The following is a 13,919-nucleotide window of genomic DNA, read 5'->3' as shown; positions in this document are numbered from 1 at the left end:
AATGAGGTTGAGAGATTTTGTAATCCCGCTCAGGACCGGTCCCGGAACCGGTTGGTGATCGGATACCGACGGTCCTTGCCGAAATTGCGCTCGGTGATCTTGACGCCGGGAGGCGCCTGCCGGCGCTTGTATTCTGCAATATAGAGAAGATGCTCGATGCGGTGGATCAGATCTCGGTCATGGCCTCGTGCCTCTATGTCGCTGACCGACATCTCGTCTTCGACCAGACATTCCAGGATATCGTCCAGAACGTCATAGGGCGGCAGGGAATCCTGGTCGGTCTGGTTTTCGCGCAACTCCGCCGTCGGCACCTTGGTGATGATGTTGGCCGGGATCACCTCGCCGGCCGGCCCGAGCAGCCCGGCCGGCTGGTTCTGGTTGCGCCAGGCAGACAGATGGTAGACCTGCGTCTTGTAAAGGTCCTTGATCGGATTGTAGCCGCCGTTCATGTCGCCATAGAGCGTTGCATAGCCGACCGACATCTCCGACTTGTTGCCGGTTGTCATGACCATCTTGCCGAACTTGTTGGAGACCGCCATCAGGATCACACCGCGCGCACGGGACTGGAGGTTCTCCTCCGTCGTGTCCGACTTAGTCCCGGCAAAGAGACCGCTCAAGGCACTTGTGAACCCCTCCACAGGCTCGGCAATCGGAACAGTGTCATAGCGGATGCCGAGAGCCCTGGCACAATCGGCGGCATCCTTGATGCTTTCTTCGGACGTGTAGCGATAAGGCAGCATGATGGCGTGCACCTTGTCTGCCCCCAGTGCATCGACGGCCATGGCCGCGCAGATGGCCGAGTCGATCCCGCCAGACAATCCCAGGACTACGCCGGGAAATCCGTTCTTGGTGACATAGTCACCCAGTCCCATCACGCAGGCCCGCCAATTGGCCTCATCCAGATCGGGCAGTTTGGCGACCTCGCCGTTTTCGCAGACCCAGGTGTCTCCGTCGCGGCGCCAATCGCTGAACCCGAGTGCGGTTTCGAACTGCGGCAACTGGAAGGCCAACGACCTGTCAGCGTGAAGCGCAAAGGACCCACCGTCGAAGACCAGTTCATCCTGTCCGCCGAGCTGGTTGCAATAGATCAGTGGCAGCCCGGTCTGCACCACCCGGGACACCACGACCTGCAGCCGTTCCTCCGCCCGGTTTTCCCAATAGGGCGAGCCATTCGGCACCAGAAGAAGTTCGGCCCCCGTCTCCTCCAGGCATTCGCAGACTTCGTCGTTCCAGATGTCTTCACATATTGGCAAGCCGATGCGCACGCCCCGGAAATCGACCGGCCCCGGCAGCGGACCGGCCGCAAACACACGCTTTTCATCAAAGACGCTGTAATTCGGCAGGTCGTATTTGGTGCGCACGGCGCGAATTTCGCCCTGATCGAGCAGGAGTGCAGCGTTGTAGACCTTTCCATCGTCGGCACGCCAGGGCGAGCCGACAATCAGGCCGGGACCGCCGTCGGCGGTTTCCTTCGCCAGCGCTTCCGCCGCTTCCATGCATCGGCGAACGAAAGCGGGTTTCAGAACCAGGTCTTCCGGCAGATATCCCGCCAGCACCAGTTCCGAGGTCAGCACCAGATCGGCCCCCTTCCCGGCTGCTTCGCTACGCGCCTTGCGCACAAGCTCGGCATTGCCGGCGACATCGCCAACGGTTGGGTTGAGCTGCGCAACAGCCAGACGGAAACGATCAGAAATCATCGGAAGAACACCAGGACGTGACATGACTGTCTGGTGTAGCGACAAGCCTGAGCGCTTGCAATCGTCCAGGCGTCACACCTGCGCAGAAAGCCGTTTAAAGAAGGGCGAGCCCGGCCATTTCCTGTTCGGGCTGAACGTCGGCTTCCGGCGCGGCCATGCCGGACAGGTCCGTCACTTCGAGCTTGCGCAAGGGCTTTTGGTGCCCAGGGCCGAGAATGCCTTTCGATCGTCCCTGCAGCTCCTGCCGCTCGAGAATCTCACCAATATGGCGATAGAGAATGGCCGGAGCGATCGGCTTGGCCACAAAGCCATGAATGCCAATCTCGATGGCTTCCAAGATCGTCGCCCGCTTGGCATGGGCCGTAACGATGAGAACAGGCGTCGTGCTTGCAAGCAGGTCCCGGTCGGCACGCAGGATCCGCAGAAACTCGTTGCCGCCAAAGGGGCTCATCACCCAGTCGCACAGAACGATGTCCGGTTTCCGGTCGACCACCAGTTCCAGCGCCTCCGCACCGTCGCTGGCCTCAAATACCGAGCGAATGCCGAAGCCGGACAGCACCGACCGCAGAATCGTGCGCATGTGCGGATTGTCCTCCGCAACCAGACAGGAAATCTTCGACAGATCCCATTTGTCCCGCACTCACCCTCTCCTCGTCCCTTGGCATCCCGATAACCAGATATGCCGCGTCTGCGTTAAGCGAGGCTTACTTCAAGGTGTGCCGAGTGCAGAAAAATGATCATTACAAACAAAAAGGGCGGCCTGGGCCGCCCTTTAACTTACGCTGCGTAAGAATTTTTACGGATTATGCGCTCGCGGCCAGCGGTTCCGCCCGGCGATCGTCCCGTTCCTTTTTCAGGTTTTCAGCGATCAGGAAAGCCAGTTCCAGCGCCTGGTCGGCATTGAGCCGCGGGTCGCAATGGGTATGGTAACGATCGCCCAGCTGTTCGGCGGTCAGCGCGTGTGCACCGCCGGTGCACTCGGTCACGTTCCGACCGGTCATTTCGACATGAACGCCGCCGGCATGCGTACCCTCGGCCCGATGGACCGCGAAGAAGGCTTCCACCTCCTTCAGGATGCGGTCGAACGGACGGGTCTTGTAACCGCCAGCCGTGATCGTGTTGCCATGCATCGGATCGCAGGACCAGACCACGGACTTGCCCTCGCGCTCGACGGCGCGCACGAGCTGCGGCAGATGGTCAAAGACCTTGTCGGCACCGAATCGGGCAATCAGGGTCAGGCGACCCGGCTCATTGTCCGGATTGAGAATGTCGATCAGTTCCAGGAGGCCGTCCGGCGTCAGCGACGGGCCGCATTTCAGGCCGATCGGATTCTCGATGCCACGGAAGAATTCCACATGCGCATGGTCCGGCTGGCGGGTCCGGTCACCGATCCAGATCATGTGGCCGGAAGTCGCATACCAGTCGCCGGATGTGCTGTCGACGCGCGTCAGAGCTTCTTCATAACCAAGCAGCAGGGCTTCGTGGCTGGTGAAGAAATCGGTGGAGCGCAGCTGCGGCACGCTGTCGGCATTGACGCCGCAGGCGCGCATGAAGCTCAGCGCTTCGGTGATCCGGTCGGCCAGTTCCTTGTAACGGTGGCCTTGCGGGCTGTCGGTGATGAAACCGAGCATCCACTGATGCACCTGGTCGAGATTTGCAAACCCGCCTTGAGCGAACGCGCGCAGGAGGTTCAGGGTCGCGGCGGACTGGCGATAGGCCATGGCCATGCGGCTCGGGTCCGGGATACGGCTGTCCGAGTTGAAATTGATGTCGTTGATGATGTCGCCGCGATAGCTCGGCAGCTCCACCTCGCCCTTCTTCTCGATGTTCGAAGACCGCGGCTTGGCGAACTGGCCGGCAATACGCCCGACCTTGACCACCGGCTGGCTGGCCGCATAGGTCAAGACAACCGACATCTGCAGGAAGACGCGGAAAAAGTCGCGAATATGATCCGGGTGATGCTCGGCAAAGCTTTCGGCGCAGTCACCGCCCTGAAGCAGAAAACCCTTGCCGTTGGCGACATCGGCCAGCTGCGCTTTCAGCGCGCGCGCTTCACCTGCAAAAACCAGCGGCGGATAAGTCGACAGGCGCTGTTCCACATCCGCCAAAGCCTCTTGATCCGGGTATTCCGGCACCTGCAGGATCGGTTTCGATCTCCAGCTGTCCGGGCTCCACTTGTCCGCCATGTTCGTATCTCCTTGTGGGATCGGGCTTTCCCAATTTTTCAACTCTGCTAACGCCCGCGACTTTTTCCTGCGCATATTGCCCCGCTTTTGGAGCAAACGTGCGGCGTTATACACGGCCCTTCCGTCAAAAGCCACTTAAGAACCGCCGTGGCAGCACAGGAATTCTTGATCTTTTTTCATGTCCTTCGTCGACATTTTACAGGCATCTGCCGGTTTCGTCTCTGTTTGCGGCGCCGGACCAGATGCAGGACCCGGCACCAGTTACATCAGGCGAACAGAAAGTCGCTTGCGCCAAGATCGTCCAGGACCGGCCAGAACCCCGTGTCGAGCTTGATCAGATCCGTGCCGTAACCGATCTCGACATCCTGCCACCAGCCCTTGGCCGTAATCACCAGCTGGTCGAAATCCGTGATGCCGGCAAGGCTGAGGTCGATCTTGTCGCGGCCGACTTCAAAGTCCTCGATCCGGTCGCACGCCCCGTCAGCAAGAAACACAAAAATATCGGCGCCTTCCCCGCCAATCAGGACATCGCTGCCGGCACCGTCCACCAGAAGGTCCGCGCCGTCGCCCCCTTCCAGCCGGTCGTTGCCGTCGCCGCCAAGCAGGCGATCATCGCCATCGCGGCCCTTCAGGTGGTCGTCCCCGGCAAATCCTTCAAGCGCATCGTCGCCGGCCCGTCCGGCCAGAAGATCGTTCTTCTCCGATCCCAGGATGTAGCCGTCGTCGCCATAGTGCCCCGTCGGATCCAGCGGCAGCCGGATATCCTCCACCCAGACCGAGCCGCGTTTTGCATCTGAGAGGGACGAGACGATCACCAGACTGTCCCGCGACATCTCCTCATAGAATGACGAGACAGAGATCGTGTCGATGGCCGCGGCGTACCCTGAAGAGAAATGCGCAGACCAGGCCAACGGATTGATGATGTTGCCGCCTTCCCAGAAGGCCGGCGTGGCATACAGATCATTGAAGAGAACCAGATTGCTGGTCTCGTAGTCATAGTCCGTGTCGTTGCCCAGAAGGTGCAGCCAGTCTTCGGCAATTACCGAAGGCACCGGATCGTTCTCGAAGTCGATGCTCAGGATTTCCGCGCCGCTGTCCAGGACCGATGCTCCATCTTCCGGCGTGTAGTGAGACGCAAAGCCGATGAAATTGGCATCGGCAAAGAACCCGTCCGCAAAGCTGTCGCTTTGCTCTGCCATGTTGGTCACTGCACCGCCGCCCAGTGAGTGGCCGGTCACCAGCAGGTCTTCCGCTCCCAGGCCATTTGCCTCCAGAAACGCTTTCAACGCCTCAAAAAGATTGCCGAAAGCCCCGACGGCATAGTCGGGTTCGCCCTTGAAGAACTCCAGGTAGTCGATCACGTCCCCGATCGTGTCGGACACGATATTGTCGATGGTTCCGGACGTTCCCCGAATGACAAGCCCCACCTCGGTGACCTTGCCATTGGCATCATACTTCGCAAGCACATCTGCCTGGGCGTCCTTGAAGCGAAAGCTCTCCCCCTGAAAGGAGCCATTCCTGTCAACCCTGGCGTCCGGAATGCCAAGGACTTCGGGTGACAGGACGGTCCATCCTTTTGCCTCAATGATTTCACGGGCTCGTTCCTCGGCCTCCATGCCATCGCGCAGAATGTCCTCCAGGCCGTGATAGCTGTAGACCATGAGGTCACGCGCATCCTGCACGAGCCCCAATGCGTCCTCTCCCTTGTACGTAAAAAGCGGCAATTCATCCTCCATAAGTTGCAAATTTTTCAATTGCACCCAATTGATAGATTCAAAATTACGTTTACGTAAAGGGAAATTTATATAACACCCCGATCTCCAGCGATGGGTTTGTTCCAGATTTGAGGCGGATCATGGCGACCGTTGTCGAACGGCTGCATCCTGTTGCCATCAACAAGGATCGCCGCCATGCCAACTCCGGACCTGGAGCACAGCCACCGGCCAGGAGACATTGCCGACCGGCTTGCAGCCGGCCCTGATGCCAGCTATCTGCGCGACTGGGTTTATGGCGGCATTGACGGCGCCGTCACGACCTTTGCCATCGTTGCAGGCTCCGTCGGCGCCAGCCTGTCGACCAAGGTCATTCTCATTCTGGGCATTGCCAATCTGCTCGCCGACGGATTTTCCATGGCCGCGGCCAATTACAGCGGCTCGAAATCGGAAAACGAGGATTACGCGCGCCTGCGCGCCATCGAAGAAAAGCACATTGCCCTGGAGCCGGAAGGCGAACGGGAGGAAATCCGGCAGATCTTTCTGCAGAAGGGCTTTGAAGGCGACGACCTGGAGAGACTGGTCGCGCTGGTCACCTCCAACAAGACCACCTGGATCGAGACCATGATGCAGGCCGAGTACGGCCTGTCGGATACCGTTCGCAATCCGCTCAAGGCTGCGCTTTACACCTTCGTTGCCTTCGCGCTGTTTGGTGCGATCCCGCTCCTGCCCTTCCTGCTGCCGATAAAGGCCAGCGCCGGCACAGCCACCGGCCTGACGATGCTGGCCTTCTTCCTGATCGGCTCGCTCCGCGCGCGCTGGTCACAGCGTCACTGGTTTTCCTGTGGGTTGGAGACAACGGCCATCGGCACAGTGGCCGCCGGAATTGCGTATCTGGCGGGCCATGGCTTGCAGACCGTGTTTGGATGACGAAACGGCGTCACTCCGCGTTGTTGAGATAGCTGATCCCGTGGTCACTGAGCTTGTCGTCGATCAACTCGGCAAGCTCGGCATCGAGCGTGATGGGCCTCGGATAATGTGGCCGGGTGCGGTCTCTTAAGACCGGCACATGCCAGCCATCGGTCGTTTCCAGGAAATGATCGATGCCGCGCTCACCCCAGGTCCGGAAGAAGCCGGCCAGAACACAGTCCAGATAGCTCTGCAGGATCGGGTGCTTGTCGCAGCCCCAGCGCAGATGTTCCGGCGCCGCCTTGAACAGGAACAGGTCCTCCGGTCCAGGCGCCTGCTGCGCCTCGCAGCGGAAAGAAACGCCAACTGCGTCCACTTTGACGTAACGCTTTTCCCGTGTTTCGAGTTCCGGCAGTCTTTCGCGTGGTTCACGGGCCATCACGCCCCAGATTTCAGCGCCCGGCTCGGGCCGGACCGTCAGCGCGCAGCGCCCCTGCCCGTCGTCTCCCTGACCGCAGACGCGCCATTCCCGCAGCCAGCCCGAGAGCCGGCCGGGCGTCACTTCAGCGGTGGCCGGAATGGTGTCAATATTGACGAGAGATCCGTATCCGAAATATGTGATCGTCATCTTGTTCTAGTTTCTTCAAGCGCCGGGAGTTGTCATGATTGTTCCTTCCCTGTCCCAGCAGGACGTCGAACTCTTGCGGGAAGATACCCCCGGTGTACGGCAGGTCCTCCACTTTAACAATGCCGGCACCGGTCTTGCCCCGACCCCTGTCCTGGATGCGGTGAAGAAACATCTGGACCTGGAGGCCATGGCTGGCGGCTATGAAGCCGAGGCCGCCGCCAAGCCGGCCATGGACACGTTCTACACGGCGCTCGCAGCACTGATCGGCAGCAAACCGCATGAGATCGCCTATATCGAAAATGCCACACGTGCCTGGGACATGGCCTTCTACGGCATCGACTTTCGCGAAGGCGACCGGATTGTCACCGGACGCGCAGAATACGTCTCCAACTACGTCGCGCTGTTGCAGATGAAGAAACACAGGGGCATCGAGATCGACCTTGTCGAGGATGACGCCTCGGGCCAGATCGACCTGACCGCCCTGAAAGCGGCGATCACGCCGAAAACCCGCCTCGTTGCCCTCACCCATATCCCGACCTTCTCCGGCCTCATCAACCCGGCTGAAGAGGTTGGTGAGATCGCGCGCAAGGCAGGAGTTCTCTACCTTCTGGATGCCTGCCAATCCGCAGGCCAGATTCCGCTGAATGTCCACGAAATCGGTTGTCATATGCTGTCGGGTACGGGCCGGAAGTATCTGCGGGGCCCGCGCGGTACAGGTTTTCTCTATGTCAGCGACGGTGTACTCGATCAGGTCGAACCGCCTTTCATCGATCTGCAATCGGCCAACTGGCTGGACGACAATTCTTATGAGCTTGTGCCGCATGCCCGCCGGTTCGAAACCTGGGAACGCTATGTGGCCGGCCAGATCGGACTGGGCGTTGCTGTTACTTATGCGATCGGCTTCGGCATGGAACGCCTTGGAAACCGGACGTGTGCGCTCGGCGCTCAATTGCGTTCCGAACTTGCAGGGGTCGACGGCGTCACGCTCCATGACAAGGGCAAGCGCAAAGGCGGAATCGTTACGTTCACCCTTGCCGGCGAAACGCCTGTGCAGACGAAGCTGAGGCTCGCGGAACAGGGCATCAATGTCTCCGTCAGCACCGCCAGTTCCGCGCGCATCGACCTGCCCCATCGCGGGCTCGACGCCGTTGTCCGTGCGTCACTTCACGCCTTCAACTCCGAGGAGGAAATCGAACGCTTTGTTAAGGCTCTTGGCAGATTTGGCTAGATGCCTGTCGGGAACTACCTGTTGCGCACCCGCTGTTAAAAATGTTTCGCTAAAATTCGTCGACGCCATGCTTCAGGAGGGGTAGCGGACACGTGACAGGCCGGACAGACACTTCGGGCGGGAGACAGCCGCCAAGTGTACCGCGTGCACGAGGCGGACGCAGCATCACATTCTGGGTCTACCACCTTGCTGCCCTGCTCATTTTCCTGTCGACGGCATCGCTCACCTTTGTCGCCTACATGGCCTGGCTCGAGGCAGACAAGCGCGCCCTTGAAAGCGAGCAGTTCCGTCTCAGCTACACACTGGAAAACATCTTTCGCGAAATCGCGCGCGACCAGATCGTGGTGGCGCAGTGGGACACCTCCTTCAACGCCCTGCAGGCACCTCTCGACAAGGACTTCATCGAAGAGGAATTCATTGAGGAACTTGCCCAGGACTTTGGCTTCCAGAGGACCTTTCTCGTCGGTGTCGACGGAAATCTGCTCGCCCAGGCGATTGAAGACAACACACGCTTTGACGACATCGTGCTGGCGCCCGACAACCAGGTGCGCCAGCTTGCCGAGACGACGCGCCAGGCCTTTGAAGACCGAAAGAAGGCCTCCAGTTCCGTCTTTGCCGAATGGTACGTCCCCCAATCTGCTCTGATCGGTATCGCCGCGACTTCGTTTACGGTTCTTGACGGGTCCCCGGCTCTTCTGAGCGCGATCCCTGTCCTTCCCGACGACGGAAATGTTCGTTTCACGTCCCATTATCCGGTCATCCTGGTCAATGCCGTTTATCTCGACAAAGACTGGCTGGCTGATCTGAATGAACGTCTCGCCTATCGGGATCTCAAATTTTTCACCGGAACACCGGAGCGCATGCATCCGACAAATCACCTGATACATGCCGCGGACGGATCCGTTTTTGGCTATTTCAAGTGGGATCACGCCAAGCCCGGCCGCGACATCTGGATGATGGCCGTGCCCATGATCGTGGTCCTGGCGCTGATCACCGCGGTGGTTGCCTTCACCGCCGCCAACCGGATCAGTCGGCTGTCCGCCTCGCTTGAGGAAAGTGAACGCCGGAACCGGCACTTTGCCCTGCACGACCCCCTGACCGGCCTGCCAAACCGACATCATTTTTCCGATTGTCTGTCCTATTCGCTCGACGGTCTTCCGGAGAGCGGTTTCGCGGTCCTGGCTTGTGATCTCGACCGGTTCAAACCCGTGAATGACAGCTACGGACACGAGGCAGGCGACAAGGCCTTGTGCGTGATCGCGGAACGACTGAGCAAGCTGGTGTCGGAGGACGGTGTCGTGAGCCGCATCGGTGGCGACGAGTTCATTATTTTGCTGACACAGTCGACGGACCGGCAAGCCTTGTCGAGCCTGGCGCAGCAGATCCTGTCGGACATTGCACGGCCGATCGATCTCGGCGACGGCCGCTCGGTAGAAATCGGTATCAGCCTTGGCATTGCCGCTGCGCCGGAGTGTGGCACAAACGAAAAGGATCTGATCCGAATGGCGGACATGGCGCTCTACCGTGCCAAGGAAAATGGCCGCAACGGTTTTGAGTTTGCCGGCCCGCACAGTGTCGAAACCGCTCAGTCTCGTGGCCGGATGGATCTAAAGACACAACCGACACATCGCTAGAAGTTGCAGGCCTGCACCCCGGCCATGACTAGTGAAATTTATCAATAATGCTGAAGCGCCCCTGCCAAACATTTATTCGCACAATTCAGCAACTTTGGTAATAGTCCCATCACTTGTTAATGTATTCACGGGTACAATCACTATACGCCCTGATTGTTAAAGCCATCGTTCCCGAGAAAGCCATTAACGAGTTCGCAATTTGACCGAGTTCCGGCGTAGATATAGCGACCAGGCCGTGAAGGTCCCACGGCAGCACATCTCGCGACTGGCCTTCCTTCTGGCTGGCCTGCTGATTGCCGTGACCTCCATCTCGTTGCTCTTTGTCGGTTTTGTGGCCTCCCATGCCTCTCGCCAACAGGCCATTGCCAACGAGGAGCGCCTGTTCCGCAGCGCCGTTGCCGACCACCTGAGGGCAATCGTTCGTGAACAGATCACCGTCGCGTCGTCCGATGAATCCGTTCTGAAACTGGTCAAGGGCTTCGATCCAAGCTACGCGCGACAGAGCTTTGACGCGCTCTGGTCCACTTACCGGCACTCCAAGGTGATGCTGATTTCAGGCCGCGGAGAGGTCATCGCGGAATCCTTCGAGGACTACACCCACATCATCACCCGCCCGATTGCCGAAATCCCGGAGCTGCAGCTGATCCAGGAAGATGTGAAACAGCTCTTCCTCAAGAACCGTGTCCGTGTTCCGGGCGGTTTCGGCCACCGGTCCCTGCAAGGTGTCGACCCTGGCGAATATGCTGTCATGGGGTTTGTCAGAATTGACGGCAAACCTGCGCTCTTTGGCGCGATGCCGGTCATGCCGGACGAGTTCCAGGTTACCTTGCCCGACGGCCCGCCGACCGTGCTGCTATCTGCTCACTACATTGACGAATTTCTTCTGCGGCAGCTCAACGGACAGCTCAACTTCGCCGATTTCCGATTTGTTGACGGCAGCAAAACCCAGGACGGTGGCCCGGGTCACGTGGTCGAGGACGCCAGCGGAGCGCCGATCGGACTGTTTACCTGGAAGAGCCAGACTGTGGGCGAATCCATCTGGCCAACCATCATTCCGGTCATCGCCCTGCTCAGCGTCGCACTCGCCGCCCTGGCATTCGGCATCGCCTGGCGCATCGGTCAGTTGACCTCTTCATTGCAGGCCAGTGAGCGGCAGAACCGCTACCTGGCCTTGCATGACACGCTTTCAGGCCTTGCCAACCGGCTCCAGTTCAATCGGGTTCTGGAGAACGCGGTCAAGGAACTCCCGGACAAGCATTTCGCCGTCATTCATTGTGACCTCGACAAGTTCAAGGCCGTCAACGACACTCACGGCCACGCCGCCGGCGACGCGGTCATCAAGACGGTCGCCGAACGGTTGAGCAAGGTTGTCGGGCGTCCAGGCCTCGTCTGCCGCATCGGCGGCGACGAATTCATGGTGATCTACAGGGGCGGGACGGACAGAAACAATCTGGAGGCACTGAGCAGGGCGATGATTGCAGCCGGCAGCACGCCTATTCCTCTTCCGGAAGGTATGGACGCCCACATCGGCCTCAGCGTCGGGATCGCGATCGCTCCACAAGACGGCAACACCGCCGAACTACTGGTCACCCGATCCGATGCCGCTCTCTATCATTCGAAAAAAATGGGTCGCAACCGCTTTACCTGTTACGGCGACATGCCCGACGAGAATGACGACCCGGACGATCTTCAACCACGTCAGGCAACCGCTTAGCACCGTATCCGGCCCTGCTTCCAGCCGCCTGGCGGAAACGGGTCAGAATGCGCCCTGCCCTACCCGCGAAGACGTTCCGTGGGCTCGCGCATGGTGACAAGCTCTTCGGCTGCCGTCGGATGCACGGCGATGGTCCTGTCGAAGTCGGCCTTGGTCGCTCCCATCTGAAGCGTAATGCCAAGGATCTGCGCCAGTTCGCCGGCGTCGGGTCCGACAACATGCACTCCAAGCACCTTCTGACTGTCGGCATCGACAATCATCTTCATCAGCATCTTCTCGTCGCGACCGGACAGGGTGTGCTTCATCGGGCGGAAGCTGGACTTGTAGATGTCCAGGTTCGGCGTGCGCTCCAGCGCTTCGTCCTGGGTCAGGCCAACCGTCCCCATTTCAGGCTGCGAGAAAACGGCTGTTGCGATCAGGCTGTGATCGACGGTCCAGGGTTTGTTTCCGAAAACCGTGTCCGCAAAGGCATGGCCTTCCCGGATTGCGACCGGGGTCAGGTTGGCCCGGTTGGTCACATCGCCGACGGCATAGACCGAAGGCACGTTGGTTCTGGAATCCGCACTGACCTTGATCGCGCCGATGCCATCCATCTCGACACCGGCCTTTTCAAGACCGAGATCGGTGGTGTGCGGTTTGCGCCCGATGGCAAACATGATCTGGTCCGCTTCCAGCGCCAGGCCTGCCTTGGTGTGACCGACCAGAGAACCGTCCGCTTTTTTCTCGATCCTTGTGAACGTGTCCTGACGGATGACCCGGATGCCCTTTTTCTCCATTTCCTGGCGAACGGTGGTTCTCAGATCCCAGTCAAAGCCACGGAGAATTTCCTCACCCCGATAGATCAGAGTGGTATCGACGCCCAGCCCGTTGAAAATGCCGGCAAACTCAACGGCAATATAGCCACCGCCAGCGACAACGACCTTGTTGGGCAATTCGGCAAGGTGGAAGGCCTCGTTGGACGTAATGACATGTTCAACACCCGGCAAGGCCGTGTCGACATTCGGAGACGCGCCGACGGCAACCAGGATGTATTTGGCAGTGATTGTCTGCCCGGTCGACAGAAGGCGCACCGTGTGGGCATCTTCCAGAACCGCGCGGCTGTCATGAGCCTCAACCTTGGTGTTCTCCAGGTTGCGCCGGTATATGCCTTCCAGGCGGGTAATCTCCTGGTCCTTGGCGGCAATCAGCCTGTTCCAGTCAAAACTGCGCTCGCCGACAGACCAGCCGAACCCTTCCGCGTCCTCGAATTCCTCGGAAAACTTGGAAGCGTAGACGAACAGCTTCTTGGGCACGCAGCCACGAATGACGCAGGTGCCGCCATATCGATATTCTTCGGCAATCCCGACCCGGGCTCCATGTGTCGCCGCGATCCGTGCGGCGCGGACACCGCCGGAGCCGCCACCAATGACAAAAAGATCATAATCAAAGTCGGTCATGGCCGCCCCATTCGTCGTTTGTGCAAATAACCTGCAGCGAAATCTCGCCTTCCGTTCGACCGAGATAAGATGCTGGCGTCGACTTGCAAGCCCCTGGAAAGATTTGGACCGCTTGTGGACCTTAAAGCAGTCCTGTCGTCCAAATGATTTGGGCCGCTTTCGCGGCCCCTGAAGCCGACAATGCGGCCGGCTTCACATGTTCGTGTGCAACTCGTGTTTCCAGAAGCTGGCCTGCAGCTGCCGGAAACGGGTATTCATTACTGAGCCTGGCTCCGCTTGGCGAGCTCTTCCTGGACCATCGTCACCATCTCGGTCGAGATCTTGTCCTGCCATTCACGCGCCGCGCCAACGGAATACTGCGTTACGGCCGGAATGGTGTTGGTCAGCTTCTTGCCAAGATCAGTGTTGTAGAACTCTGCAAGCTGAATGAGCTCTTCCTCGGTGAAGGCCTGTGCCCAGGCATTGTAGACCAGGTTGTTCAGTTCGGACCGCTTTGCAGCCAGTTTCAGGGCAACGTCCTGCGTCACCTCGACGATCTCTTCTGCGCGTGTCGGATCCGACTGGATGAAGGCCGTCCGGGTCTGCTCCGCCAGGATCGGCAGGATATCATCGAACGGCTCCAGCACCTTTGTGGCGACGGCAACCTTCTTGGCCGCGTCAAGATGGCTTTCGGAAACCGCATCCTGAGCGACGGCGGTTGTGGTCAGGAAACCGGCGGTCATCATGATGGCGCCCATGACTGCAGCCCGCGGGAATGATTTGATACGCTTCATGT

At 59.4% G+C, this 13,919-nt stretch carries 11 protein-coding genes; 4 read left to right on the top strand and 7 right to left on the bottom strand.

Annotation, left to right across the window (positions count from 1 at the left end; all coding sequences use genetic code 11):
* Positions 1-29 precede the first annotated feature (29 nt).
* The 4 genes from CHH27_RS02810 to CHH27_RS02795 form a co-directional block, all read right to left on the bottom strand.
* On the bottom strand, positions 30-1,697 hold the full coding sequence (locus CHH27_RS02810) for an NAD+ synthase (protein ID WP_094074478.1): 1,668 nt from the start codon (positions 1,695-1,697) through the stop codon (positions 30-32).
* Between the two features lie 94 nt (positions 1,698-1,791).
* On the bottom strand, positions 1,792-2,337 hold the full coding sequence (locus CHH27_RS02805) for a response regulator (RefSeq protein ID WP_208988479.1): 546 nt from the start codon (positions 2,335-2,337) through the stop codon (positions 1,792-1,794).
* Between the two features lie 163 nt (positions 2,338-2,500).
* Positions 2,501-3,883 (bottom strand): class II 3-deoxy-7-phosphoheptulonate synthase, encoded by a 1,383-nt coding sequence (locus CHH27_RS02800; protein WP_094070230.1) that lies wholly within the window; start codon positions 3,881-3,883, stop codon positions 2,501-2,503.
* Between the two features lie 266 nt (positions 3,884-4,149).
* On the bottom strand, positions 4,150-5,607 hold the full coding sequence (locus CHH27_RS02795; RefSeq protein ID WP_247646181.1) for a M10 family metallopeptidase C-terminal domain-containing protein: 1,458 nt from the start codon (positions 5,605-5,607) through the stop codon (positions 4,150-4,152).
* A gap of 186 nt (positions 5,608-5,793) precedes the next feature.
* On the opposite strand from CHH27_RS02795, the gene CHH27_RS02790 reads away from it, so the two are divergent.
* Positions 5,794-6,525: a VIT1/CCC1 transporter family protein gene (locus CHH27_RS02790; protein ID WP_094070228.1), complete on the top strand. Its 732-nt coding sequence runs from the start codon at positions 5,794-5,796 to the stop codon at positions 6,523-6,525.
* Between the two features lie 10 nt (positions 6,526-6,535).
* Here CHH27_RS02790 and CHH27_RS02785 read toward each other — a convergent pair whose 3' ends face one another.
* Entirely contained in the window at positions 6,536-7,132 is a 597-nt protein-coding gene (locus CHH27_RS02785; RefSeq protein ID WP_094070227.1) for a gamma-glutamylcyclotransferase family protein, read from the bottom strand.
* A gap of 34 nt (positions 7,133-7,166) precedes the next feature.
* Here CHH27_RS02785 and CHH27_RS02780 point away from each other — a divergent pair, with 34 nt between their 5' ends.
* From CHH27_RS02780 to CHH27_RS02770, 3 genes are all read left to right on the top strand, one after another.
* Complete coding sequence (locus CHH27_RS02780) at positions 7,167-8,360, top strand: aminotransferase class V-fold PLP-dependent enzyme (protein ID WP_094070226.1); 1,194 nt, start codon at positions 7,167-7,169, stop codon at positions 8,358-8,360.
* Positions 8,361-8,452: 92 nt separating this feature from the next.
* A complete protein-coding gene (locus CHH27_RS02775; protein WP_157738655.1) occupies positions 8,453-9,994 on the top strand; it encodes a diguanylate cyclase domain-containing protein in 1,542 nt (513 codons plus the stop codon).
* 235 nt (positions 9,995-10,229) lie between these two features.
* Positions 10,230-11,708: a diguanylate cyclase domain-containing protein gene (locus tag CHH27_RS02770; protein WP_208988477.1), complete on the top strand. Its 1,479-nt coding sequence runs from the start codon at positions 10,230-10,232 to the stop codon at positions 11,706-11,708.
* A gap of 59 nt (positions 11,709-11,767) precedes the next feature.
* On the opposite strand, the gene gor is transcribed toward CHH27_RS02770, so the two are convergent.
* Positions 11,768-13,144 (bottom strand): glutathione-disulfide reductase, encoded by a 1,377-nt coding sequence (gor, locus tag CHH27_RS02765; RefSeq protein ID WP_094070224.1) that lies wholly within the window; start codon positions 13,142-13,144, stop codon positions 11,768-11,770.
* 257 nt (positions 13,145-13,401) lie between these two features.
* Complete coding sequence (locus CHH27_RS02760) at positions 13,402-13,917, bottom strand: DUF2059 domain-containing protein (RefSeq protein ID WP_208988460.1); 516 nt, start codon at positions 13,915-13,917, stop codon at positions 13,402-13,404.
* Between the last annotated feature and the right edge of the window lie 2 nt (positions 13,918-13,919).

Source organism: Labrenzia sp. VG12 (assembly GCF_002237595.1).
In the GTDB taxonomy this organism is placed as follows: domain Bacteria; phylum Pseudomonadota; class Alphaproteobacteria; order Rhizobiales; family Stappiaceae; genus Roseibium.
The sequence above is the reverse complement of the archived record's forward strand: the minus strand, read 5'-3'. Positions and strand labels throughout refer to the sequence as shown.

Coding starts and splice junctions, on each gene's coding strand:
- CHH27_RS02760 (WP_208988460.1), bottom strand. CDS start 13,917: ATGAAGCGTATCAAATCATTCCCGCGGGCTGCAGTCATGGGCGCCATC.
- CHH27_RS02785 (WP_094070227.1), bottom strand. CDS start 7,132: ATGACGATCACATATTTCGGATACGGATCTCTCGTCAATATTGACACC.
- CHH27_RS02810 (WP_094074478.1), bottom strand. CDS start 1,697: ATGATTTCTGATCGTTTCCGTCTGGCTGTTGCGCAGCTCAACCCAACC.
- CHH27_RS02800 (WP_094070230.1), bottom strand. CDS start 3,883: ATGGCGGACAAGTGGAGCCCGGACAGCTGGAGATCGAAACCGATCCTG.
- CHH27_RS02790 (WP_094070228.1), top strand. CDS start 5,794: ATGCCAACTCCGGACCTGGAGCACAGCCACCGGCCAGGAGACATTGCC.
- CHH27_RS02780 (WP_094070226.1), top strand. CDS start 7,167: ATGATTGTTCCTTCCCTGTCCCAGCAGGACGTCGAACTCTTGCGGGAA.
- gor (WP_094070224.1), bottom strand. CDS start 13,144: ATGACCGACTTTGATTATGATCTTTTTGTCATTGGTGGCGGCTCCGGC.